We start from the raw sequence: 24,473 nt of genomic DNA, 5'->3' as shown, positions 1-24,473 counted from the left end.
CGGCGTTGACGCGCCAACCGCTGCGGGCGGACACCCCCCGACCCGTCCCCTTCCCGCCGTACGCGACTGCGGGCCGTCGTCTCCCGCCCCCGGCTGACCGCCGTTCCCGCCTCGGCTGACGCCGTCCCGCCGGCGCCCGCGCCGTCGCAGCCGCGGGCCGCTGTGCCGCCCTGGCTGCGGCCCCGCCCTGGCTGCGAGCAGCCGTGGCTCCCGCAGTGCCTGATGGGCCTGGGAGGCACCTCTCCAGCGCCGGGCGCGCGACCCACCCCGCGTCCGCACCCACGCGGGCAACCGGGCAACGCCGGACCGCGTGCCCACGTCGGGCACCGCACTCACGCCGGGGGACCGGTGACGTCGGACAGGCCGGCCGCACTGCTGCCGGCGGAGCGCCTCAGTGGGGCGGGGCCGTGGAGGCTCTGGGGATCAGGGTCACCGGAATGTCGCCCGCCTCGGGGGTGCGGTTCTCCAGGACCGCCAGCAGAGCCCGCATCCCCCGTTCGCCGAAGAGCTCCGCGTCCAGGCGGACCGTCGTCAGTTCGGGGTCGATGGCCGTGGCGAGGCCGAGGTCGTCCAGGCCGGTGACCGAGAGGTCGTCCGGGATGCGGAGCCCCAGCCGCCGGACCGCCTTGTAGGCACCGGCCGCCAGCTTGTCGTCGTCGCAGACCAGCGCCGTCGGACGCGGACCGGGACCGGCCAGCGCCGCCTCCGTGGCCGTCAGCGCGTCCTCGATCGAGATGCGGGCCCGTGCGGTGCGCAGCGTGGTGCCGGGGACCGCGTCCAGCCGTGCCGCCAGTTCCCGGGCGCGTACCTCGAAGGTCCAGGACGGGACGTCCGCCGCGAGGTGGAGGAAGCGCCGGTGGCCGAGACCCAGCAGGTGCTCCGCGATCTGGCGGACGCCGTCCGCGATGTCCAGGTTGACCGTCGCCGCCCCCAGACTCCCCTCCGGGTCGCTGTCCAGCATCACCAGGGGCAACTGGTCGCCCCGGATGGCGCTGAGCGCGTCCGCGGCCATGGAGGACGCGATCACGCCGTCCAGGGCGGCCTGCGCGGAGGCGAAGGGGTTCCGGGCGGGGCCGACGCCCTCGGGGGAGGGGTAGAGCACCACGCCGAACCCGTGCTCGGCGGCGACGCGCGCGGCGCCCGTGTAGACGCCGGCGAAGAACTCCGTGGTCAGCGCCGGGACGACCAGCAGGACCGTCCGGGTGCGGCCCAGCCGGAGATTGCGGGCGGCGAGGTTCGGCCGGTAGCCCAGCGCGTGGGCGGCCTCGCGGACCCGCTGTGCCGTGGGCTCCGAGACGCGGCCGCGCCACTTGTCGCCGAGGACGAGGGAGACCGCGGCCTGGGAGACGCCGGCGGCCTGGGCGACGTCCCGGCTGGTGGGGCGGGTGCTGCCTCGTGCCACCGTTCGCCTGCGCTTTCGTCTGGACTCGTGGACAGCCGACATGGTACGTATGGCCACGGACGTTATACGTAAAACCCCAAGAGTCTTCCCGAGAAGGGGGTGGGTCGTGGTCGCCGGATACCTGGACATACTCCGGGCGCGGCACGCCGTACGGCTGCTCGTCGGCACGCTGGTGGGGCGGTTGCCCAACGCCACCGCGGCGATCGCGATCGTGCTGTTCGTGCGGGCGGAGGGCGGCTCGTACAGCCTGGCGGGGGCGCTCGCCGCCGTGTACGGCGTCGCCAACGCCGTGGGGCAGCCCGTGCTGGGGCGGCTGGTCGACCTGCACGGGCAGCCCCGCGTGCAGCTTCCCGCCGCCGTGGTGTCGGCGGTGGCCATGGCGGTCTTCGCCTTCGCCGGTACCGGTACGGTCGCCCTCGCCTACGTCGCCGTGGGGGCCGCGGGCCTGTTCACGCCGCCACTGGAGGGCGGACTGCGGGCCCTGTGGCCGAGCGTGCTCGGCAAGGAGGACCAGGTGCACGCGGCGTACGCCATGGACGCCGTGGCCCAGGAGGTGATGTTCACCGTCGGCCCGCTGCTGGTGACGGTGTGCGTCTCGCTGTGGTCCCCGCTGGTCGCGCTGCTCGTGCTCAACGCGCTCGGGGTGCTGGGCGCCCTCTCCGTGGTCGTGTCGCCCCCCTCGCGCGCGTGGCGGTCGGCTCCGCGTGAGGCACACTGGCTGGGCGCCCTGCGTTCGCCCGGGCTGCTGGCGCTGCTCGGGGCGTTCCTGTTCATCGGAATGGCGCTCGGCTCCATCACCGTCGCCTCCGTTCCGTACGCGGACGACCACGGCGGCGACGCGGTCTACGGTTGGCTGATGGCCGCCCTGGGGCTCGGCGCGCTGGTCGGCGGGACCGTGTACGGGGCCCGGCAGTGGGCCGGCGATCCCGCGCGGCGACTGCGGCTCCTGGTCGCCCTTCTGGCGGTGTGTTACCTGCCGCTGATGCTGATGCCGGGCGCGTTCCCCATGGTGCTGCTGACGGTGCTCGCGGGCCTCTTCCTCGCACCCTGCATCGCCTGCGCGTTCGTCCTGGTCGACCACCACGCGCCGCGGGGCACGGTGACGGAGGCGTTCTCCTGGCTGGTGACGACGTTCACCGTGGGTGCCTCGGTGGGAACGGGCCTCGCCGGGCCCGTCGTCGAGGCGGGCGGGGCGCTGTGGGGCTTCGCCCTGCCCGGGGCGGCCGGAGCGGTGTCCCTGCTCGTGCTGGCCTGCACGGGACGGGTCCTCGCAGCTCCCGCCCGGCGAGAGGTCGTTGCGGCTTCATCGGAAAATGATCCGAACCGTGCCGTCGAACCCCGTTTCAGTTCGGGTCATCAGGCGTAATGTTCAGTCATGGACCGCCGCATTTTCGGGCTGGAGAACGAGTACGGCGTCACGTGCACGTTCAGGGGACAGCGCCGCCTGTCGCCTGACGAGGTGGCGCGGTACCTCTTCCGCCGTGTCGTGTCATGGGGCCGCAGCAGCAATGTCTTTCTGCGCAACGGGGCCCGCCTCTATCTCGACGTGGGATCGCATCCGGAATACGCGACACCCGAATGTGACAACGTGATCGAACTCGTCACCCACGACAAGGCGGGCGAGCGCATTCTCGAAGGACTCCTGGTGGACGCCGAACGACGCCTGCACGAGGAGGGAATCGCGGGCGACGTCTACCTCTTCAAGAACAACACCGACTCCGCGGGAAACTCCTACGGCTGCCACGAGAACTATCTCGTCGCACGGCACGGGGAGTTCTCCAGGCTCGCGGACATCCTCATCCCGTTCCTGGTGACCAGGCAGTTGCTCTGCGGCGCCGGCAAGGTGCTGCAGACGCCGCGCGGCGCCGTGTACTGCGTCAGCCAGCGCGCCGAGCACATCTGGGAGGGTGTCTCCTCGGCGACGACCCGTTCCCGCCCGATCATCAACACCCGCGACGAACCGCACGCCGACGCCGAGCGCTACCGGCGCCTGCACGTCATCGTGGGCGACTCCAACATGTCCGAGACGACCATGCTGCTCAAGGTCGGCGCCACCGACCTGGTGCTGCGCATGATCGAGGCGGGGACGGTGATGCGCGACCTCACCCTGGAGAACCCGATCCGGGCGATCCGCGAGGTCAGCCACGACATCACCGGGCGCCGCAAGGTGCGCCTGGCCAGCGGCCGCGAGGCCTCCGCGCTGGAGGTGCAGCGGGAGTACTACGAGAAGGCCGTGGACTTCTGCGAGCGCCGCGGCATCCGCACCGGCACCGTCGAGCGCGTGCTCGAACTGTGGGGGCGCACGCTGGACGCGATCGAGACCGAGGACCTCGACCGCATCGACACCGAGATCGACTGGGTCATGAAGTACAAGCTCCTGGAGCGGTACCGGGCCAAGCACAACATGACCATGTCCCACCCGCGGGTCGCCCAGATAGACCTCGCCTACCACGACATCCACCGGCGTCGTGGCCTGTACTACCTGCTCGAGAAGAAGGGCCAGGCGGCCCGGGTCGCCAACGACTTGAAGATCTTCGAGGGCAAGTCCGTTCCGCCGCAGACCACTCGGGCCCGGCTGCGCGGCGACTTCATCCGGCGCGCACAGGAGCAGCGCCGGGACTTCACCGTCGACTGGGTCCACCTGAAGCTCAACGACCAGGCCCAGCGCACGGTGTTGTGCAAGGACCCGTTCCGTTCGGTGGACGACCGGGTGGAGAAGCTGATCGCCGGGATGTGACCCGGACCGGGTGAGGAGCGTTCCGTGCCCGAGCGGGCCCGGAACGCCACACGGGCACCGTACGTTACCCGTACGGTGCCCTTCTCACGCCGTAGAGTTGCGCGCACGCCATCAAGCAGGACCGACCACACCGATACGAGGCCCCCACCGTGCGCCGACGCTCACTCCTCATCGCCGTTCCCGCCGGACTGGTCACACTCGCCGCATGCGGTGACGAAGACTCCGGTTCGAGCAAGGCCAGCGACAGCGCGACGCCCAAGGCGTCGGCCACGTCCGCACCGCCGTCCCCGAAGATCGTCGACGGGCCGCTGCCGGCGATCACGGCGGGCACGAAGTTCGGTGAGAAGCCGACGGTGGCCAAGGGCAGCGGCGAGCCCTCCAAGGACCTCGCGGTGAAGACGGTCATCGCCGGCGGCGGCAAGGCCGTCGCCGAGAACGACTTCCTGGTGGCGAACTACCTGGGCCAGATCTGGGACACCGCGAAGGTCTTCGACAACTCCTGGGACCGCAAGACGCCCATCGTCATCCAGCTCTCCCAGGGCAGCATCATCGACGGCTGGCGCTACGCGCTCACCGGCAAGAAGACCGGCAGCCGCGTCGAGTTCTCCGTCCCGCCCGCCTACGGGTACGGCGAGCAGGGCAACGAGCAGGGCGGCATCAAGGGCACCGACACCCTGGTCTTCGTGGTCGACGTGCAGGACACCTTCAACGCCAAGAGCTCCGCCAAGGGCAAGGACGTCCCGCAGGACGACGCGGCACTGCCCAAGGTCGGCACCAACACCGACGGCGCGGCCCCCTCCATCGAGGTGCCCGACACCGACCCGCCGAAGAAGCTCGTGTCGAACTACGTCATCGAGGGCGACGGCCCCGAGGTCGGCGCGCAGGACACCGTGCTCGTCCAGTACAAGGGCGTCGTGTGGAACGGCGGCAAGGAGTTCGACTCGACGTACAGCCGGAAGCAGCTCACGTCCTTCTCGCTCCAGCAGGTCGTCAAGGGCTGGTCGCAGGGTCTGACCGGCAAGAAGGTCGGCAGCCGCGTCCTCATCGTGATCCCGCCGGACCTCGGCTACGGCGACAACCCGCCCGAGGGAAGCGGCATCGACAAGGGCGCCACGCTGGTGTTCTCCGTCGACCTCCTGGCGAAGATGTGACCCCTCGGGGATGTAAGACTTGGCCCGTTGCCTTTCCGACAAGCAGGAGCTGAACACGTGAGCATCGACAAGCCCGAGATCGACTTCCCCGGCGGCGAGCCCCCGGCGGATCTCGAGATCAAGGACATCTGGGAGGGCGACGGCGCCGAGGCGCAGGCGGGCCAGACCGTCACCGTCCACTACGTGGGTGTCGCCTTCAGCACGGGCGAGGAGTTCGACGCGAGCTGGAACCGCGGTACGCCGTTCCGCTTCCCCCTCGGTGGCGGCCGCGTCATCAAGGGCTGGGACCTGGGTGTGCAGGGCATGAAGGTCGGCGGCCGCCGCCAGCTCACCATCCCCGCCCACCTCGCCTACGGCAACCAGAGCCCGACCCCGGCGATCCAGCCCGGCGAGACGCTGATCTTCGTGGTCGATCTCCTCGGAGTCTGATCGAAGTCCGATCGGAGCCGGTCACCTGGGGTCCATGCCTGTCCGGGCATGGGCCCTCGGCTTTTGCCGCGCCACCGCGGGGCGGTACGGTCATCCGTCGTAAGCACCATAGGGAGAAGGGCGTCGATGGCCATTGCCAAGGCCGAGCGGCTGATGAACCTGGCGCTGTGTCTGCTCGGGACGCGGCGGCCACTCAGCAAGCGCGAGCTGCGCGACTCCATCGAGGCCTACCTCGAGGCGGGCTCCGACGACTCCTTCAACCGCATGTTCGAGCGGGACAAGGACGACCTGCGGGAATTGGGCCTGGTCATCGAGACCGTCGAGAACCTCGACGGCGAGATCGGTTACCTGGCCCGCCGCGACAGCAACCGCCTGCCGCCCATCACGCTCGACGCCGAGGAGGCCGCCGCCCTCGGGCTCGCCGCCAAGGTCTGGCAGCAGGCCAGGCTCGCCGGCGCGGCCAGCGGCGCGCTGCAGAAGCTGCGCGCGGCAGGGCTGCCCGAGGACGTCGACCCCTACGAGGCGCACGGCGCGCTGGAGCCGCGCATCCCCGTGCACGAGGCCGCCTTCGAGCCGCTGATGCTGGCCTGCCGCGACCGCCGCCCGGTCCTCTTCGACTACCGCAAGGCCAACGCCGCCCAGCCCGAGCCCCGGCACGTCGAGCCGTGGGCGCTGGAATGCTGGCGCGGCCACTGGTACCTGGCCGGATTCGACCGCGACCGCGGCGCCGAGCGCGTCTTCCGGCTGTCGCGGATCACCGGCAAGGTGCGCTCGCGCGGCGCGCGGTTCACCGCACCCGTGCCCGACGTCGTCACCGTGCGTGAGACGGTGGCGAGCTGGGCGGGGGAGACCGCCGACCGCTCCGCGCTGATCCGGCTGCGCACGGGCGCGGGCTACCCCCTTCGGGCGAAGGCCACCGCCGTACGGGAACTCGGTGACGGCTGGGACGAGTTGGAGATTCCGTACGGGCACGGCCTGGACGCCTGGCTGGTCGAGTTCGGGCCGGACGTGGTGGTCCTGGAGCCCGCGGAGCTGCGTGCGGACGTGGTGGACCGGCTGCGCGCCGTGGCCAAGGGCTGAGGGGGAACGGACAACACAGTGGCAGGCAAACCGGTCAGGCCCGTGAACGCCATCGACCAGACCCGACGGATGCTGTCCTTGGTGACCTATCTGCGCGAGCGTCCCGGCGCCCGCGTGGAGGACGTCGCCCGCGCCTTCGGCATCACCGAGGACGAGCTGGTCTCCGACCTCGACGTGCTGCCCATGTGCGGCACCAGCTTCCGCGGCGGTGACCTGCTCGACATCGACACCGACGGCGAGCGCATCTGGTGGCACAACCCGGCGGCCCTCGGCGCGGACGCCGCGGAGCCGCTGCGGCTCGCCGCCGACGAGGCCACCGCGCTGCTCGTCGCCGCCCGCGCCGTGGCGACCCTGCCCGGACTGCGCGAGAGCGACCGGCAGGCGCTGCTGCGGGCGACCGCCAAGGTGGAGACCGCGGCCGGCGAGGCGGCCGGCGCCAGCTCGCGGCTGTCCGTCACCTTCGAGTCCGAGGGCGGTGTCTTCGCCGACGTCGACCGCGCGATCTCCGAGCGCCGGCGCCTGTGGATCCGCTACTACTCGCCGGCCCGCGACGAACTCACCGAGCGCGAGATCGACCCCATCCGGCTCGTCAGCGTCGGGCACACCTACGTGGAGGCCTGGTGCCGCCGCTCCGAGGCGCGGCGCACCTTCCGGCTCGACCGGGTCGCCGAGATCCGGATCCTGGACGAGCCCGCCGCCCCGCCGGAGGTGGAGCTGCGGGACCTGTCCGAGGCGCTGGTGCAGCCGGCCGCCGAGGATCCCGAGGTCGTCGTGGAGGTGGGCCCGGGCGGACGCTGGGTCGCCGAGTACTACCCGCACGACAGCGCCCAGGAACTGCCCGACGGCGGCCTGCGCATCACCCTGCGCACGCCCGACCCGGCGTCCCTGCGGCGGCTGGCGCTGCGGCTCGGGCGCGACGGCCGGATCGTGTCGCCGCCGGAGCTCGCCGGCAGCGCCCGGCAGGCGGCCCGCGAGGCGCTCGCGGCGTACGACGGGATCGACGCCGGCACGGAGCACGACGCGCGGCGGGCGTCGCAGGCCCCCGCGGAGCAGGACGGACCGGACGACAGGCAGGAGCGAGGACTGTGAGCGAGGCGACGGGGTCCGGAGCACCGGGCATCACGGCGGCGTCCGCTTTCGCCGGCATGAGACGTGTCTCCCCGGTCGTCTTCAAGGCCGGCTGCCCGGACTGCCGCGGCCGCTTCGAACTCGCCGCCGGGGCCCTGCGCCTGGCCATCGGCGCCACGAGCCGCACCACGTTCTACTCGTTCACCTGCCCCGGCTGCGGATGCACCGTCCGCAAGCCCGCGGGGGACCGCATCGTGGAACTGCTCACAGACGGCGGGGTCAGGACGCTGAGGCTGCACTCCGCCGGCTGACCTTCGGTTGGGACCCGCGCGGCCCGACGGTCTAGGCTCGCCCTCATGTTCTGGCCGATGTTCGCGGTTGCCGTGGGTTTCCTGGGTCTCGCCGTCCTCGCGGTGTTCGCCGTGCGGGTGTTCGTGGAGGCGCAGCGGCTGGGCCGGCAGGTGTCGGACTCGGCGAGCCGCATCAACCGCGCCGCCGCCGACCTGGAACGCGCCGCCGAGAGCGCCGCCCGCTCCGTGGACGCGCTGTGAGCCCGCGGGCGTGAGCGGGCCGGCGGCCGTTCCCGGCGGTTTCGCCCTGTCACCGGGCGGGGCCCGCCAGGTACGCTGCTGACCGCGATCCGGAAAACGAGGCCCGGACGCGGACGGGAGTACGCACGGGGATTGCCTGACGTTCACCCCCGAGCGTTACGATCGCTGCACGACACGATCGGTCGGACGCCTGTCCGACGGGTCGGACAGCACCCACCCAGCCGCCTCGGTGAGAAGGTAAAGCTTATGTTCGGAAGGCTCGGCGCCCCCGAGATCATTCTCATCCTCGTCGTCATCGTCCTTCTGTTCGGCGCGAAGAAGCTTCCGGACATGGCGCGCTCGCTCGGCAAGTCCGCGCGCATCCTCAAGAGCGAGGCCAAGGCGATGAAGGACGAGAACAAGTCCGCCGCCCCCGCCGATCCTCCGAACCCCGAGCAGGCCGCGACGCAGCGCACCATCCAGGCCGCCCCCGGTGACGTGACCAGTTCCCGCCCGGTCACGGAGCCGACGGACACCACCAAGCGCTGACGCAGGGCCGGTGAGGACCGGTCCGCCGCACGAGATGAGGACGTGGGTTGCTCAAGTCTGCCCGCAAGAAAGAGAAGGATCCCGAGGGGCGGATGCCCCTCGTGGAGCATCTGCGTGAGCTGCGCAACCGGCTGGCGAAAGGCATGCTGGCGATCACGGTCGTGACCGTGGCGGCCGTCTTCTACAGCCAGCAGCTCATGACCTTCCTCATGGACCCCGTCCCGCGCTGTACCGACGGTCTGGGGGAGTCCACCGGCGGTGCCTGCGCCGTCATCGCCTACACCGACCTGCTGTCCCCCTTCACCACCACGGTGAAGGTGTGTCTGATGGCGGGCATCGTCCTTTCCAGCCCGGTCTGGCTGTACCAGCTCTGGGCGTTCGTGGCGCCGGGCCTGCACAAGCACGAGCGGAAGTACACGTACTGGTTCGTGGCGGCGGCCGTACCCCTCTTCCTCGGCGGTGCCTGGCTCGCGTACACGATCATGCCCATCAGCATGCGGGTGCTGCTGGGGATCACGCCCGACGGTTCGGCGAACATCCTGCCCATGGACAAGATCCTGGACTTCATCGTCCGGATGATCCTGATCTTCGGCGGCGCCTTCGAACTGCCCCTGGTGCTGGTGATGCTCAACCTCGCCGGTGCCGTCACCGGCCGCAGGATGGCCGGCTGGTGGCGCGGGGTCGTGATGGGCGTCTTCGTCTTCGGCGCCGTGGCCACCCCCACCACCGACCCCGTCGGCATGATCGCGCTCGCCGGGCCGATCGTCGTCCTGTACTTCATGGCGGTCGGATTCGCCCTGCTCAACGACAAGCGGCGCCGTCGCGCCGACCAGGACGCCGAGCTCGGCGACGACGAGGCCTCGCAGCTCGACCTCACGCCGGAGCCGGTGGACGAGATCGAACCCGTGACCGCGTCGCGGGCCCTGCCCCAGCAGGCGAGCGGGGGCGCCGACGGTACCCCCTCGACCCGGTACAACGGCTACGACGACGTGACCTGACCCGAGACCTCGGCCGCGAGGCGGCGGCACGCGCGAGGGGCCGGACGGAAGAACCGTCCGGCCCCTCGGCGTGTCCGCCCCCGCCGGTGCCCGCACGTGCCTGATCGGGTCCGGCCCCATAAAGATCGTCCTGTTGTCAGTGCGGGCCGGTACGCTCGAAAGCACGATGACAGAGGATCTCTCACCGGCCGAGCGGTACGCGGCAGCCCGTCAGCGCGCTGCCGAGCAGGCCACCGCTCTCGCGTCCTTCCGCGAGATGTACGACTTCGGCCTCGACCCCTTCCAGATCGAGGCCTGCCAGGCACTCGAGGCCGGCAAGGGCGTGCTGGTGGCCGCCCCCACCGGTTCGGGCAAGACGATCGTCGGCGAGTTCGCCGTCCACCTCGCCCTCCAGCAGGGCAAGAAGTGCTTCTACACGACGCCCATCAAGGCGCTGTCCAACCAGAAGTACACCGACCTGTGCCGCCGCTACGGCGCGGACCGGGTGGGCCTGCTCACCGGCGACAACAGCGTGAATTCCGACGCCCCCGTGGTCGTGATGACCACCGAGGTCCTGCGGAACATGCTGTACGCGGGCTCGCAGACCCTGCTCGGCCTCGGCCACGTGGTCATGGACGAGGTGCACTACCTCTCCGACCGCTTCCGCGGCGCCGTGTGGGAGGAAGTGATCATCCACCTCCCCGAGTCGGTGACCCTGGTGTCGCTCTCGGCGACCGTGTCGAACGCCGAGGAGTTCGGTGACTGGCTGGACACGGTGCGCGGCGACACCGAGGTGATCGTCGCCGAGCACCGCCCCGTGCCGCTGTTCCAGCACGTGCTGGCCGGTCGCAGGATGTACGACCTGTTCGAGGAGGGCGAGGGCGGGAAGAGGGCCGTCAACCCCGACCTCATGCGCATGGCGCGCATGGAGGCGACCCGTCCCTCGTTCCAGGACCGCCGCCGCGGCCGGCACATGCGCGAGGCGGACCGGGAGCGCGAGCGCAGACAGCGCTCCCGCATCTGGACGCCCGGCCGCCCCGAGGTCATCGAGCGGCTCGACGCCGAGGGCCTGCTGCCCGCGATCACCTTCATCTTCAGCCGCGCCGGCTGCGAGTCCGCCGTGCAGCAGTGCCTGTACGCAGGGCTGCGGCTCAACGACGACGAGGCGCGGGAGAAGGTGCGTGCCCTCGTGGAGGAGCGCACCGCCTCCATCCCGGCCGAGGACCTGCACGTCCTCGGCTACTACGAGTGGCTGGAGGGCCTGGAGCGGGGCATCGCCGCCCACCACGCGGGCATGCTGCCGACCTTCAAGGAGGTCGTCGAGGAGCTGTTCGTGCGCGGCCTGGTCAAGGCCGTCTTCGCCACCGAGACCCTCGCCCTCGGCATCAACATGCCCGCCCGCTCGGTCGTGCTGGAGAAGCTCGTCAAGTGGAACGGCGAGCAGCACGCCGACATCACCCCCGGCGAGTACACCCAGCTCACCGGCCGGGCCGGGCGGCGCGGCATCGATGTCGAGGGCCACGCCGTGGTGCTGTGGCAGCGCGGCATGAGCCCCGAGCACCTCGCGGGCCTCGCCGGCACGCGCACGTATCCGCTGCGCTCCAGCTTCAAGCCGTCGTACAACATGGCGGTCAACCTGGTCGAGCAGTTCGGCCGGCACCGGTCGCGGGAGCTGCTGGAGACGTCCTTCGCACAGTTCCAGGCCGACAAGTCGGTCGTCGGGATCTCCCGGCAGGTGCAGCGCAACGAGGAGGGCCTGGAGGGCTACAAGGCCTCCATGACCTGCCACCTCGGCGACTTCGAGGAGTACGCGCGGCTGCGCCGCGAGCTGAAGGACCGTGAGACCGAGCTGGCCCGGCAGGGCGTCGCCCAGCGGCGTGCCGAGGCCGCCGTCGCGCTGGAGAGACTGAAGCCCGGTGACGTCATCCACGTGCCCACCGGCAAGTACGCGGGCCTCGCCCTGGTGCTGGACCCCGGCCTGCCCGCGGGGCGGTCCAACGGGCACCGGGGCTTCGAGCACCAGGACGGTCCGCGTCCGCTGGTGCTGACCGCCGAACGGCAGGTCAAGCGGCTCGCGTCGATGGACTTCCCGGTGCCGGTCGAGGCGCTGGAGCGGATGCGCATCCCGAAGTCGTTCAACCCGCGCTCGCCCCAGTCCCGCCGGGACCTCGCCTCCGCGCTGCGCACCAAGGCCGGGCACATCCCGCCGGAGCGGGCCCGCAAGAAGCGTTCCCCGGCCGCCGACGACCGGGAGATCGCCCGGCTGCGCAAGGCACTTCGCGCCCACCCCTGCCACGGTTGCGACGAGCGCGAGGACCACGCCCGCTGGGCCGAGCGCTATCACCGGCTGCTGCGCGACACCTCGCAGCTCGAGCGCCGTATCGAGGGCCGGACGAACACCATCGCCCGCACCTTCGACCGGATCGTCGCGCTGCTGACCGAGATGGACTACCTGCGCGGCGACGAGGTCACCGAGCACGGCAAGCGCCTCGCCCGGCTCTACGGCGAACTCGACCTGCTCGCCAGCGAGTGCCTTCGCGAGGGTGTCTGGGAGGGCCTGGCGCCCGCCGAACTGGCCGCCTGCGTCTCGGCGCTGGTCTTCGAGTCGCGGGTCGCCGACGACGCGATGGCGCCGAAGCTGCCCTCGGGCAAGGTGAAGGCCGCGCTCGGCGAGACCGTGCGCATCTGGGGACGGCTGGACGCCCTGGAGGAGGAGTTCCGGATCAGGCAGACCGAGGGCGTCGGCCAGCGCGAGCCCGACCTCGGCTTCGCCTGGGCCGCGTACGAGTGGGCGTCCGGCAAGGGCCTCGACGAGGTGCTGCGCGAGGCGGAGATGCCGGCCGGAGACTTCGTGCGCTGGTGCAAGCAGGTCATCGACGTCCTCGGCCAGATCGCGGCCGCCGCGCCCGTCGACGGCTCGACGGTCCCGAAGAACGCGCGCAAGGCGGTCGAAGGGCTGCTGCGCGGAGTGGTCGCCTACTCCTCCGTGGGCTGACCGGCACCTCACCACCGGCCCGGCCGTGCCCGTTCCGTCCCTCACGGGAGGCGGAGCGGGCACGGCCGGGCCTTCGTGCGTCGACGCCCGGCGGCGCGGGCCGCGCACCGTGCGCCGCCGGTGGCGCGCTACCGACCGCCGGACCACTCCTCGTACGCCGTCCACGCCGTGAGCGACCGGCCGCTGCGGAACCGGTGCTCGCGCCCCGTGAGCGGATCGGTGAACGCCAGTCGGCGCGCGAGCAGTTGCAGCGGGCGGCGGAAGTCGCCGGGCGGCACGGGCGCGGTCACCTCCGGGTAGAGCGGATCGCCGAGGATGGGCACGCCCAGCGCGTTCATGTGCACGCGGAGCTGGTGGGTCTGCCCGGTGGCCGGCACCAGCAGGTACCGCCCCAGCGCCGGTTTGCCGGCGGCACACGGACGGTGCCCGGCCAGCTCGACGCGGCTCACGGCGTTCGGCTCCCCCTCGACCTCCCGGGCCGCGAGCACGCCGCGTTCCTTCACGATCCGGCTGCGGACGGTCCGGGGCTCGGCGAGCGCGGGATCGAAGGGCGCGACCGCCTCGTACTCCTTGCGCACCCGCCGGTCGCGGAACAGCGTCTGGTAGGCGCCGCGCTCCTCGGGGCGCACCGTGAACAGCACCAGTCCGGCGGTGAGCCGGTCCAGGCGGTGCGCGGCGCCGAGCGTCGGGATGCCCAGCTCGCGGCGGAGCCGGGCGAGCGCGGTCTCGGTGACATGACCGCCGCGCGGGGTGGTGGCCAGGAAGTGCGGCTTGTCGGCGACGACGATGTGCTCGTCGCGGTACACGACGTCCACCGGGAAGGGGACCGGTACCTCGGGCGGCGGTTCGCGGTGGAACCACACGTACATCCCGGGCTCGTACGGCGCCTCGGCGGTCACGGCCCGGCCGTCGGCCCCGACGATCAGGCCGGCGTCGAACATGCCCTCGACGGTTCCGGCGCCCGCGCCGGACAGCCGTTCCACCAGGTGCTCGCGGACCGTGGCCCACGATCCGCCGGCCGGCAGCCGTACCCGCACCGGGTCCACCCCGTGGCGCTGGGGGAGGGGTGCGGGCGGTGGCGGCGTACGGCGTCTCATCGGATGCCAGCGTACGAGGCGGGCCCCGGCCGCGGAAAACGGGTGGTCCGCGCATCGGCGGCGTGGGCAGGATGCCGCTCATGCCCTATCTGACGAGCCCCGTCCTCCCGCCCGGCACCCTCTCCCGCGGTCCGCAGCCCGTGATCCCGACGGGTGACGGGCTGGTGCTGCGCCCGTGGCGCACCGGGGACGCGCCCGCCGTCCACGCGGCCTTCCAGGACCCGGTGATGCACCAGTGGCACATCCGCGCGGCCGACTCCGAGGAGGAGGTGCGCGGCTGGATCGCCGAGTGGCAGCGGGCCTGGGAGCGGGAGCGCGGCCCGCAGTGGGCGGTCGCCGACGCGGCGACGGACCGGCTCCTCGGCCGGGTGGCGCTGCGCGAGGTGGAGCTGGGCGACGGGGTCGCCGAGGTCGCCTACTGGACCACGGCGGCGGCCCGCGGCCAGGGCGTCGCCACGCGCGCCACGAGCACCCTCGCCCGCTGGGCCCTGGACGAGATCGGCTTCCAGCGGCTGGAACTGCTGCACTCCGTGGCCAACGAGGCGTCGTGCCGCGTCGCGCGCAAGAGCGGGTTCGCCCTGGAGGGCACCAAGCGGCGGGCCCTCATGCATCCCGACGGCTGGCACGACATGCACCTGCACGCACGCGTCCACGGCGACTGAGGCGGACGGACGGCACGGGCCCGCGCGGCACGCGGGCCGGGGGCCTTCCCTCCGCGCGGCCGACGGCGGCGACCGCCCCCAGGCCGTGCTGTCGCCGCCCCTAGGCGGCCGGCGCGCCCTCCTGCTCCGCCTCGATGCGGGCGTTCCACTCCCGCTTGGACGCCTGCCAGCCGTCCTCGTTGTGGCCGAGCCGCCAGTAACCGGAGATGGACAGGTGCTCGCGGGGGATCTCCCGCTCGACCCGCAGGAGCCTGCGCAGCTCCTTCACGCAGCCCGCCTCGCCGTGCACGAAGGCGTGCACCCGGCCCTCGGGGAAGTCCAGGCCGCGTACGGCCTCCACGAGGGCCCGGCCCGCGGGACGGCCGCCGCGGTGCAGCCAGACGACCTCGACGTCCGAGTCGATCTTCTGCTCCTCCTCGGGCCCCGCGACCTCGACGAAGGCGTAGGCGCGGGCGCCGTCGGGCAGCGCCTCCAGGGACCGGGCGATGGCGGGCAGCGCGCTCTCGTCACCGGCGAGCAGGTGCCAGTCGGCGGTGGGATCGGGGGCGTAGGCGCCGCCGGGCCCCATGAAGCGGACGGTCTCGCCCGGCCGGACGCGTCGCGCCCAGGGCCCGGCGAGCCCCTCGTCGCCGTGGAGCACGAAGTCCAGGGTCATCTCGCCGTGCTCGGGGTCCCACTGGCGCACCGTGTAGGTCCGGGTCACCGGCCACTGCCCGCGCGGGAACTCCTCGCGGATCCGCTCCAGGTCGAAGGGCTCGGGGTAGGACACGCCCTCGGCGGGGAACAGCAGCTTCACATAGTGGTCGGTGCAGGTGTCCGCGGCGAGCGCGGAGACTTCCTCCCCGCCGAGCACCACGCGCTGCATGTGCGGGGTCAGCCGCTCGGTGCGGACCACCTGCGCGGTGTGCGGTGTGCGCGGCCTGCGGCCCGGACGCTCTGCCATGACGGCCTCCCAGATCCCCGAGTTAGGTTCACCTAAGTTAGCATCCCCGCCCCCGCCGGGGCCCCGTGCCCCACAGCTCCACCGGGCCGCCGGGCGCACCTTACGGCTTCCCCTCGCCGCGAGGCTGATTCCGTGCGCGGGCACGGCCTGCCCGGGCCCGGCGGGCTCAGGCGGCGAGCGTGGTGAGCGTGGTGAGCAGCCGCTCCAGGGATCCGCCCAGCCCCCAGCGGGCCGCCAGCTCCCCGAGGGCCGCGGGGTCGCGCGGGGCGTGGGGCAGGGCGGTGGGGACGTCCGGCAGCGGGACGTCGTCGGCGACCCGGACGACCTTCGGGGCGACCGCGAGATACGGCCGGGCCTCGGTCAGCCGCTTGCGCTGCGAGGGGGTGAGCTTCGCCGCCGGGTCGTCCACCGCCGCCAGGATCCCCGCGAGGTTCCCGAACTCGGCGAGCAGCTTGGCGGCCGTCTTCTCGCCGATGCCGGCCACGCCCGGCAGGCCGTCGCTCGGGTCGCCGCGCAGCAGCGCCAGATCGGCGTAGCCGCGGCCGTCGACGCCGTACTTCTCGCGCAGCACCGCCTCGTCGGTGAGCTGGAGCGTGCCGACGCCCTTGAGGGGATAGAGCACGCGCACACCACGGGCGTCGTCGACGAGCTGGTAGAGGTCCCGGTCGCCCGTGACGATGTCGACCGGGCCCTCTGCCCGCGCCGTGTACGTGCCGATCACGTCGTCCGCCTCGTACGCGGCCACGCCGACGCGGGCGATGCCGAGCGCGTCGAGGACGGCCTCGATGACCGGGACCTGCGGGGAGAGCGTGTCGGGCACCTCCTCCTCGTCCGGGCCGGCCGGGCGTTCCTCGGCGACGCGGTGCGCCTTGTACGAGGGGATCAGCTCCACCCGCCAGTGCGGCCGCCAGTCGGCGTCCATGCAGGCGACCAGGTGGTCGGGGCGGTGGTCCTTCACGAGGCGGTCGATGAAGTCGAGCAGTCCGCGCACGGCGTTCACGGGCGTCCCGTCGGGGGCCTTCACCGAGTCGGGCACGCCGAAGTAGGCGCGGAAGTAGAGGGAGGCGGTGTCGAGGAGCATCAGTCGTCCGGTCACGCCACGCATCATGCCGCAGGGCATGTGGGTGAGCGGTGGAAGGTGTGTGAACTGGGTCACTCATGTGTTTGGGTCGGGGCGATCAGGGCAGGCGCGCTCCCGGGTCGAAGCTGGTTGATGCATTCAACTGTTAGCCGGCCTTCGCACCCTGTCCCTGCCCCCGATCCAAGAGGTAAGCGTGTCAGCGAGGCTAGAGGCCGAGCACCTGTACAAGGTGTTCGGGAGAAAACCGGACCAGGCGGTCGAACGACTGCGCAAGGGAGCCGACCGGGAGGAGCTGCGCGCCGACGGCACCACCGCCGCCGTCATCGACGCGTCCTTCACCGTGGAGCCCGGCGAGATCTTCGTGGTCATGGGACTGTCCGGGTCCGGGAAGTCCACGCTGCTGCGCATGCTCAACGGTCTGCTGGAGCCGACCGCCGGGCACGTCCGCTTCGGCGGGCAGGACCTGACCGAACTCGGTGACCGGGGCCTGCGCGAGGTCCGCTCGCGGAAGATCAGCATGGTCTTCCAGCACTTCGCGCTCTTCCCGCACCGCAGCGTCCGCGACAACGCCGCCTACGGCCTGGAAGTGCAGGGCGTGCCCCGCGCCGAGCGCGAACGCCGCGCCGACGAGGCGCTCGCCCTGTGCGGCCTGGCCGGGTGGGAGAAGTCGTGGCCGGACGAGCTGTCCGGCGGTATGCAGCAGCGTGTCGGCCTGGCCCGCGCACTCGCCACCGACGCCGACCTGCTGCTGATGGACGAGTCGTTCAGCGCCCTCGACCCGCTGATCCGCCGCGACATGCAGGACCAGCTCCTGGAACTGCAGAAGACCCTGAAGAAGACCATCGTCTTCATCACCCACGACCTCAACGAGGCCATGCGCCTCGGCGACCGCATAGCCGTCATGCGCGACGGCCGCATCGTGCAGACCGGCACCGCGCAGGACATCCTCATGCGTCCCGCCAACGACTACGTCGCCTCCTTCACCCAGGACGTCGACCGCTCCCGCGTGCTCACCGCCGGCTCCGTCATGGAGACCGAGCTGAACGGCGACGAGGCCGACTGCGACTGCGAGACGGCCACGCCCGACACTCCCTTCACCGAGCTGTGCGCGATCAGCACTCGGGTGTCCCACCCCGTGGCGGTCCTGGACGCCGACCGCCGGCTCGTCGGCGTCGTCCCGGCCCGGCGCCTCGTCGGCTTCATGGGCGAGGACCGGAGCGCGGCCGACGGCGGCGACGCGCCGAGCGGGCACGGGCCGAAGAAGGTGATGTCCCGTGCCTAGGATCCCGCTCGGCGACTGGGTCAACGACACCGTCGACTGGCTGCTCGAACACGTCGCGTGGCTCTTCGACTTCTTCAAGACGGTCTTCACGGGCACCTACGACGGCATCAACGCCGTCCTCCAGGCGCCCGAACCGCTGCTGCTGGCCGGCATCTTCGCGGTCGTCGCCTTCTGGCTGCGCGGCACGGTCGCCGGTGTTCTCACCTTCCTCGGATTCGCGTTCATCGTCTCCATGGATCTGTGGGAGAACGCGATGATCACCCTGGCGCTCGTCCTGGTCGCCACGATCATCGCCCTGGTGATCTCGGTGCCCGTCGGCATCTGGGCGGCCCGCTCCGACCGCGTCAGCGGCGTCGTGCGGCCCGTGCTGGACTTCATGCAGACGCTGCCCGCGATGATCTACCTCATCCCGGCGATCCTGTTCTTCGGTACCGGAGCCTCCGCGGGCATCGTCGCCACCCTGATCTTCGCGCTCGCCCCGGGCGTGCGCATGACCGAGCTGGGCATCCGGCAGGTCGACAAGGAACTGGTCGAGGCCGCCGAGGCCTTCGGCACCACGCCCCGCAACACCCTGCTGCGCGTCCAGCTCCCGCTGGCCCTGCCGACCGTGATGGCCGGCGTCAACCAGGTCATCATGCTCGGACTGTCCATGGCCGCGATCGCCGGCATGGTCGGCACCGGCGGCCTCGGCGGCGACGTCAACGAGGCCATCGGCCAGCTCAACGTGGGCCTCGGCTCCGAGGCCGGCGTCGCCATCGTCATCCTGGCGATCTACCTGGACCGCATGACCAGCGCCCTGGGCACCCAGGTCTCCCCGCTCGGCCGCCGCGCCGCCGCCAAGGCCCGCAGCATGCAGGGCCTCAAGATCTGGTCCTACCGGCCGCACCCCAAGGTCGCCGCCGTCGGCGTGGTGATCCTCGCGCTGGTGGCCGGCGGCATGGGCGTCTTCGGCGGCGGCAGCGGCAGTGCCCCCGCCGTGGCCGCCGACAAGAACGTCGGCCAGGGCAAGAAGGTCAGCATCGGCTACATCCCCTGGGACGAGGGCGTCGCCTCCACCTTCCTGTGGAAGGAGATCCTGGAGCAGCGCGGCTACCAGGTCGAGGCCAAGCAGTTCGAGGCCGGACCGCTGTACACCTCCCTCGCCCAGGGCAGCATCGACTTCCAGACCGACGCCTGGCTGCCGACGACGCACGAGCAGTACTGGAAGAAGTACGGCAAGCAGCTCGACGACCTCGGCGCCTGGTACGACCAGACGTCCCTGGAGCTGTCCGTCCCGGCGTACATGAAGGGCATCGACTCCCTCGAGGACCTCAAGGGCAAGGCGGACCTCTTCGGCGGCAAGATCACCGGCATCGAGTCCAGCGCCGGCGAGATGGCCCTGCTCAAGAGCAAGGTCCTCAAGGAGTACGGCCTGGACAAGGAGTACAAGGTCGTCGACAGCTCCACCCCGGCGATGCTCGCCGAGCTGAAGCGCGCCTACGCCAAGCAGGAGCCGATCGTCACCACGCTCTGGTCCCCGCACTGGGCGTACAACGACTACGACCTGAAGAAGCTCAAGGACCCGAAGGGCGCCTGGGGCAAGGGCGACGGCGTGCACACGCTGTCCCGCAAGGGCTTCGCGGACGACAACCCGGTCGTCGCCAAGTGGCTGAAGAACTTCTCGATGACCGAGAAGCAGCTCACCAGCCTCGAGGCCGAGATCAACAAGGCCGGCAAGGGCGGCCAGCAGGACGCCGTCCGCGCCTGGCTGAAGAGCAACCCCGGCGTCGTCGACAAGCTGGCCCCGGTCGAGGGCGGCTCGGGTTCCGGCGCCACCCCGGCCGAGGCCAAGCGCCCGGTGGACGTCGCCTGGTTCCCGTGGGACGAGGACATCGCCGTCACCTACCTGTGGAAGAACGTCCTGGAGCGGCGCGGCTACAAGCTGAACCTCAAGCAGATGGACGTCGGCCCGGTCTACACCGGACTGGCCGCCGGCGACCTCGACCTCAACTTCGACGCGTGGCTGCCGCACGCCCAGAAGAACTACTGGGAGCGCAACAAGGACAAGCTGAACGACCTGGGCACCTGGTACGAGCCGACCTCGCTGGAGATCGCCGTCCCCTCGTACGTGAAGGACGTCAAGTCCCTCGCGGACCTCAAGGGCAAGTCCGACCTCTTCAAGGGCCGGATCATCGGCATCGAGCCCGGCACCGGCGAGATGCAGCTCCTCAAGAAGGAGGTCCTGCCCGGCTACGGCCTGGAGGACGAGTACAAGGTCGTCGACGGCTCCACCCCGGCCATGCTGGCCGAGCTGAAGCGGGCCTACGCAAAGCACGAGCCGGTCGCGGTCGTCCTGTGGTCGCCGCACTGGGCGTACAGCGAGTACGAGCTGACCAAGCTGGCGGACCCCGAGAAGGCCTTCGGCGAGGGCAACACGATCCGCACCATCTCCAGCAAGGCGTTCCCGGACCAGTACCCGCAGCTCACCGAGTGGATCAAGAACTTCCGGATGAGCGAGGACGAGCTCGGCAGCCTGGAGGCCGAGATCAAGAACCGCGGCCAGGGACACGAGGAAGAGGCCGTCGCGGCCTGGCTGAAGGAACACCCGGACATGGTCGAGCGGATGACCCCGCGGTAGTACGGCCGTCCGTACCGCGGTGGTACGGATTTTCGTACCGGACGTCCCCGAGGGGTGGGTCCGCGCTCCGAGCGAGCGCGGGACCCACCCCTCGGGTCTTTCCCCGCCCGCGGCACGGTTAGGATCCGGACAATCACGGAGCGCCATGCGACCGCCCGAGCCCTGCGGCGAGGCGGTGCGGACCGGCGGGAACACGCGGAGCCGCGTGTGCCTTGAACCGGTAGGACGTCCGCCACCGAGGGCGGACCGTCCGTCGCGTGGCGAGAACCGTGAGGTCGCGGCCACAGTGCCGGGACACCGATGTGACGGCCGCATGAAACGGTTCGCCGAACATGCGTAGGGTGCAGAGAAGTCCTCGACGAGGACGGAGCGCCCGGTCGCGGGCACGGCACGACGACGGGCGAAGGAGGGAGCCGGAGCGATGGGCGACCACAAAGACCAGCAACTCCGCGTGGGCGCGGCCGTACGGCGCCGGCGCCGGAGTCTCGAGCTGACCCTCGCCGCGGTGGCCGAGCGCAGCGGCCTGTCCGTGCCCTTCCTGAGCCAGATCGAGAACGACCGCGCCCGGCCCAGCCAGAGCTCCCTGGAGAAGGTGGCCGACGCCCTGCGCACCACGGCAGTGGAACTGCTCGCCGCCGCCGACCCCGCGTGCAGCGTGGACGTCGTCCGCGCCGAGGACCCGGACCCCGAGCTCGCGCCCAAGGTGCGGTCCCTGGTGCGCGGGCACCACCAGATGCACGCCTCGGAGTTCACCGGCGACCACGACGCCGGCCGGGAACTGCAGTACCGCAACGACCAGTTGATGTTCGTCGCCGAGGGCGCCGTGGAGATCGAGGCCGAGGGCCGCGCCTACCGGCTGGGCCGCGGCGACACGCTCTACCTGACCGGCGGGGTGCGGCACCGCTGGCGGGCCACCGTGCCCGACACGCGGCTGATCGTCGTCGCCGTCGCCGAGCACATCGAGGCCGTCCGGGACCGGCCGCGCCGGTGAGGCCGCGATGAGGGTCGTCTCCCTGGTGCCGTCGCTGACGGAGTCGGTGGCCCGCACGGTCCCCGGCGCCCTCGTCGGCGCCACCGACTGGTGCACGCACCCGGCCGGCCTCGACGTCGCACGCGTCGGCGGCACCAAGAACCCGGACGTCGAGCGCGTCCTCGCCCTCGCCCCCGACCTGGTGATCGCCAACGAGGAGGAGAACCGCGCCCCCGACCTCGACGCCCTGCGCGCGGGCGGGGCGGAGGTCCTGGTCACCGAGGTGCGCACGGTCCCGCAGGCCTTCACGGAACTGGACCGGGTGCTCACGGCCTGCGGCGCGCCCGCCCGGCCCCGCTGGCTGGACGACGCCGAGAGCGCCTGGTCGGCCCCGCCGTGCGCGGAGCGCCGCGCCACGGCCGTCGTACCGGTGTGGCGGCGGCCCTGGATGGTGCTGGGCCGCGACACCTTCGCCGGCGACGTCCTCGCCCGCCTCGGCGTCGACCACCTGTACGCCTCGCACGCCGAGCGCTATCCCAAGGTGCCCGTCGGGGAACTGCGGGAGGCCCGCCCGGACCTCGTGGTGCTGCCGGACGAGCCGTACCGCTTCACCGCCGACGACGGCCCGGAGGCCTTCCCCGGCCTGTCCTGCGCCCTCGTCGACGGCCGGTCGCTCACGTGGTACGGGCCGTCGCTGGCCGAGGCGCCCCGGCTGCTCGGCGCGGCCCTGCGAGCAGCGCGCCGCTGACCAGGCCGCGGGCGGTGTTCACGGCGGCGACGGCCCAGGCGGCGACCAGCAGGGCGTACAGGGCGATGGCGAGCACGTCACAGGCGACGAGTCCGGTCCGCCGGGCCAGCGCCTCGGCACCGGTGACACAGGTGCCCACGGGGAAGGTGAACGACCACCACGTCATCGAGAAGCCCATGCCCTCCCGCCGGGCCCGCAGGACGTGCGCGGCGGCGAAGGCCAGCCACATCAGCGCGAACCCCATCACCGGCACGCCGTACAGCACGGCGAACACGGCGAAGCCCTCGGCGTACGGACCCGGGACGGCACCGGGAGCTGCGTCCGCGAACTTCCCCACGGCGGTCGTGGACTGCCCGAGCGGGCCCAGCACCAGGAACAGCGACGGGGTGAGCGCGAGCGGCAGCGGACCGCCCGTGAGCAGCCTCCCGAAGATCACCGGGAGCGTCACCAGGGTCGCGAGCAGGCTCAGCCCGAACATGGCGACGCAGGCGAGCAGGAGCGTCTGGCGGGGCTGGCCCGGCGGCAGGTGCGGGACCAGCAGCGGACCGACCGCCGCCGACACCATGGGCGCGACGAGCGGCAGCAGCCACACGGGGCTGGCCTGCCCCGGCTCGATCCGGTGCCGCACGGCCATCAGGTACGGGACGGCGACCGCCGCGGCGAGTCCGGTCAGCGTGCCGGCCGTGAACAGGACCGTGCCGAGCGCGACCGCGGCCGGCTCGCCCGTCCAGTCCCGGCCCACGGTGAGGGCGCCGCCGCCGACCGCCAGCAGGGCCATGGCCAGGCAGCCGTAGAAGGGGGCCGCCGCCGGGTCCAGCAGATGCGCGCGGGCCTGGTCCCGGTGGTGCCGCCAGTGCAGCGACCGGGCCACGAGCAGGGCCGTCAGCAGCGCGAGGGACAGCGCCCATACGGCGGTGCAGGCGGTGCGCAGACCGGGCACGTGCCAGGGGAGTCCGGCGCCCGCCGTCCCCACGACGGCGGTGCCCATGACGCACGCGTACCAGTTCGGGCCGAGATGCCGGACGGCCGGGCGGCGCCGCGCCGGGGCGGCGGTGGGGGACAGGGGCTGGGCTGCGGTGACCATGTTCCTACCGTGTCGGCGCCCGACGTCCCTGACCAGGGACCATGCCCCTATGAGGGCATAAGCTGGGGTTATGAGCGACACCGATTTCAGGAGCGGCGGGGAGGGCGTACAGGGCGAGGCGGGGCGGCATGCGGCGGGCTCGCTCGCGCACCGGGTACCGGATCTCGGCGCCATGGAGCTGCTGCTGGCGGTGGCCCGGCTGGGCAGCCTCGGCGGGGCCGCGCGCGAGCTGGGCATCAGCCAGCCGGCCGCCAGCAGCCGCATCCGCTCGATGGAACGCCGGCTGGGGGTCGCCCTGGTGGACCGCTCCCCGCGCGGCTCCCGGCTCACCGACGCCGGGGCGCTGGTCACGGACTGGGCGCGGCGGATCGTGGAGGCGGCGGAGGCGTTCGACGCGGGGGCGCAGGCGCTGCGGGACCGGCGGGACTCGCGGCTGCGGGTGGCGGCGAGCATGACCATCGCCGAGTACCTGCTGCCGGGCTGGCTCGTCGCGCTGCGCACGCAGCTCCCCGACACCGCCGTGTCCCTGCTCGCCGGGAACTCCGCGGCCGTCGCGGAGCGGCTGCTCGCCGACGAGGCCGACCTGGGGTTCGTGGAGGGCGTGAGTGTCCCCACGGGGCTGGACTCGGCCGTCATCGCCCACGACCGGCTGCTCGTCGTGGCCGCGCCGAGCCATCCGTGGGCCCGCCGGCGCCGTCCGCTGGCCGCGGAGGAACTGGCGACGACCCCGCTGATCCTGCGGGAGGAGGGCTCGGGCACCCGGCAGGTCCTGGAGGCGGCGCTGGGGGGCCTGGCCCGGCCCCTGATCGAACTGTCGTCGACCACCGCGGTGAAGGCCGCCGCCGTCGGCGGAGCCGGCCCCTCGGTCCTCAGTGAACTCGCGGTGGGCGACGAGCTGACCCTGCGGCGCCTGGTCAGCGTGCCCGTGGCCGACGTCGCCCTGACCCGCGACCTGCGAGCCGTCTGGCCGACGGGCCACCGCCCCACGGGGCCGGCCCGGCGGTTGCTGTCCCTGACACGGGGCTGACGGGCCTCCCTCCCGCCGGATGCACGGGCCGGCCCCGCCGTCGT

Annotated in this window: 22 protein-coding genes; 17 read left to right on the top strand and 5 right to left on the bottom strand. The window is 72.3% G+C overall.

Annotated elements, in window-relative coordinates; genetic code table 11:
* Positions 1-391: 391 nt before the first annotated feature.
* On the bottom strand, positions 392-1,402 hold the full coding sequence (locus ACH499_RS25940) for a LacI family DNA-binding transcriptional regulator (protein ID WP_399018632.1): 1,011 nt from the start codon (positions 1,400-1,402) through the stop codon (positions 392-394).
* 106 nt (positions 1,403-1,508) lie between these two features.
* Here ACH499_RS25940 and ACH499_RS25935 point away from each other — a divergent pair, with 106 nt between their 5' ends.
* The 11 genes from ACH499_RS25935 (at position 1,509) to ACH499_RS25885 (ending at position 12,918) form a co-directional block, all read left to right on the top strand.
* Entirely contained in the window at positions 1,509-2,768 is a 1,260-nt protein-coding gene (locus tag ACH499_RS25935; protein WP_356199546.1) for an MFS transporter, read from the top strand.
* A gap of 9 nt (positions 2,769-2,777) precedes the next feature.
* The gene (gene pafA, locus ACH499_RS25930; RefSeq protein ID WP_043374854.1) at positions 2,778-4,139 is read left to right on the top strand and encodes a Pup--protein ligase; all 1,362 of its coding nucleotides are present in this window, start codon (positions 2,778-2,780) and stop codon (positions 4,137-4,139) included.
* A gap of 149 nt (positions 4,140-4,288) precedes the next feature.
* Entirely contained in the window at positions 4,289-5,290 is a 1,002-nt protein-coding gene (locus ACH499_RS25925; RefSeq protein WP_356199544.1) for an FKBP-type peptidyl-prolyl cis-trans isomerase, read from the top strand.
* 57 nt (positions 5,291-5,347) lie between these two features.
* Positions 5,348-5,719 (top strand): FKBP-type peptidyl-prolyl cis-trans isomerase, encoded by a 372-nt coding sequence (locus ACH499_RS25920; RefSeq protein ID WP_356199543.1) that lies wholly within the window; start codon positions 5,348-5,350, stop codon positions 5,717-5,719.
* A gap of 126 nt (positions 5,720-5,845) precedes the next feature.
* A complete protein-coding gene (locus tag ACH499_RS25915; RefSeq protein WP_365598454.1) occupies positions 5,846-6,799 on the top strand; it encodes a WYL domain-containing protein in 954 nt (317 codons plus the stop codon).
* An 18-nt stretch (positions 6,800-6,817) separates the two neighbouring features.
* Positions 6,818-7,888, top strand: coding sequence for a WYL domain-containing protein (locus ACH499_RS25910; RefSeq protein ID WP_356199540.1), 1,071 nt, complete (start codon positions 6,818-6,820; stop codon positions 7,886-7,888).
* 56 nt (positions 7,889-7,944) lie between these two features.
* The gene (locus tag ACH499_RS25905; RefSeq protein WP_365598458.1) at positions 7,945-8,178 is read left to right on the top strand and encodes a hypothetical protein; all 234 of its coding nucleotides are present in this window, start codon (positions 7,945-7,947) and stop codon (positions 8,176-8,178) included.
* Positions 8,179-8,223: 45 nt separating this feature from the next.
* The gene (locus ACH499_RS25900; RefSeq protein ID WP_356199536.1) at positions 8,224-8,418 is read left to right on the top strand and encodes a hypothetical protein; all 195 of its coding nucleotides are present in this window, start codon (positions 8,224-8,226) and stop codon (positions 8,416-8,418) included.
* Between the two features lie 246 nt (positions 8,419-8,664).
* Positions 8,665-8,946, top strand: a complete 282-nt coding sequence (tatA, locus tag ACH499_RS25895; RefSeq protein WP_356199535.1) for a Sec-independent protein translocase subunit TatA — start codon at positions 8,665-8,667, stop codon at positions 8,944-8,946.
* Between the two features lie 92 nt (positions 8,947-9,038).
* Complete coding sequence (gene tatC, locus ACH499_RS25890) at positions 9,039-9,944, top strand: twin-arginine translocase subunit TatC (protein WP_356199533.1); 906 nt, start codon at positions 9,039-9,041, stop codon at positions 9,942-9,944.
* A gap of 166 nt (positions 9,945-10,110) precedes the next feature.
* Positions 10,111-12,918, top strand: coding sequence for a DEAD/DEAH box helicase (locus ACH499_RS25885; RefSeq protein ID WP_399018628.1), 2,808 nt, complete (start codon positions 10,111-10,113; stop codon positions 12,916-12,918).
* A gap of 128 nt (positions 12,919-13,046) precedes the next feature.
* On the opposite strand, the gene ACH499_RS25880 is transcribed toward ACH499_RS25885, so the two are convergent.
* Positions 13,047-14,015 carry a pseudouridine synthase gene (locus ACH499_RS25880; RefSeq protein WP_399018626.1) on the bottom strand — a complete coding sequence of 323 codons (969 nt, stop codon included), beginning with the start codon at positions 14,013-14,015 and terminating at the stop codon, positions 13,047-13,049.
* 80 nt (positions 14,016-14,095) lie between these two features.
* Between ACH499_RS25880 and ACH499_RS25875 the strand changes: the two genes are divergently transcribed.
* On the top strand, positions 14,096-14,677 hold the full coding sequence (locus tag ACH499_RS25875; protein ID WP_399018624.1) for a GNAT family N-acetyltransferase: 582 nt from the start codon (positions 14,096-14,098) through the stop codon (positions 14,675-14,677).
* A 100-nt stretch (positions 14,678-14,777) separates the two neighbouring features.
* Here the strand turns inward: ACH499_RS25875 and ACH499_RS25870 are convergent, their stop codons facing one another.
* The gene (locus tag ACH499_RS25870; protein WP_399018622.1) at positions 14,778-15,620 is read right to left on the bottom strand and encodes a siderophore-interacting protein; all 843 of its coding nucleotides are present in this window, start codon (positions 15,618-15,620) and stop codon (positions 14,778-14,780) included.
* A 166-nt stretch (positions 15,621-15,786) separates the two neighbouring features.
* On the bottom strand, positions 15,787-16,740 hold the full coding sequence (locus tag ACH499_RS25865; RefSeq protein WP_399018643.1) for a 5'-3' exonuclease H3TH domain-containing protein: 954 nt from the start codon (positions 16,738-16,740) through the stop codon (positions 15,787-15,789).
* Between the two features lie 154 nt (positions 16,741-16,894).
* Here ACH499_RS25865 and ACH499_RS25860 point away from each other — a divergent pair, with 154 nt between their 5' ends.
* The 4 genes from ACH499_RS25860 to ACH499_RS25845 all read left to right on the top strand — a co-directional run bounded on the left by ACH499_RS25860 (position 16,895) and on the right by ACH499_RS25845 (position 22,318).
* A complete protein-coding gene (locus ACH499_RS25860) occupies positions 16,895-17,983 on the top strand; it encodes a glycine betaine/L-proline ABC transporter ATP-binding protein (RefSeq protein ID WP_399018620.1) in 1,089 nt (362 codons plus the stop codon).
* Positions 17,976-20,600: an ABC transporter permease/substrate binding protein gene (locus tag ACH499_RS25855; protein ID WP_399018618.1), complete on the top strand. Its 2,625-nt coding sequence runs from the start codon at positions 17,976-17,978 to the stop codon at positions 20,598-20,600. The genes ACH499_RS25860 and ACH499_RS25855 overlap by 8 nt, the downstream gene beginning before the upstream one ends.
* Before the next feature lie 421 nt (positions 20,601-21,021).
* Positions 21,022-21,591 (top strand): XRE family transcriptional regulator, encoded by a 570-nt coding sequence (locus ACH499_RS25850; RefSeq protein ID WP_356199519.1) that lies wholly within the window; start codon positions 21,022-21,024, stop codon positions 21,589-21,591.
* A 7-nt stretch (positions 21,592-21,598) separates the two neighbouring features.
* On the top strand, positions 21,599-22,318 hold the full coding sequence (locus tag ACH499_RS25845) for a helical backbone metal receptor (protein ID WP_356199517.1): 720 nt from the start codon (positions 21,599-21,601) through the stop codon (positions 22,316-22,318).
* Here ACH499_RS25845 and ACH499_RS25840 read toward each other — a convergent pair.
* Positions 22,245-23,402 (bottom strand): TDT family transporter, encoded by a 1,158-nt coding sequence (locus ACH499_RS25840; RefSeq protein ID WP_399018615.1) that lies wholly within the window; start codon positions 23,400-23,402, stop codon positions 22,245-22,247. The two genes, ACH499_RS25845 and ACH499_RS25840, sit on opposite strands and share 74 nt — an antisense overlap.
* Positions 23,403-23,472: 70 nt before the next feature.
* Between ACH499_RS25840 and ACH499_RS25835 the strand changes: the two genes are divergently transcribed.
* Positions 23,473-24,429, top strand: coding sequence for a LysR family transcriptional regulator (locus ACH499_RS25835; protein ID WP_399018613.1), 957 nt, complete (start codon positions 23,473-23,475; stop codon positions 24,427-24,429).
* Positions 24,430-24,473 lie beyond the last annotated feature (44 nt).

The organism is Streptomyces sp. NPDC018947, from assembly GCF_044390505.1.
Taxonomy (GTDB): Bacteria; Actinomycetota; Actinomycetes; order Streptomycetales; family Streptomycetaceae; genus Streptomyces.
This window is presented reverse-complemented; position numbering and strand designations above follow the sequence as displayed.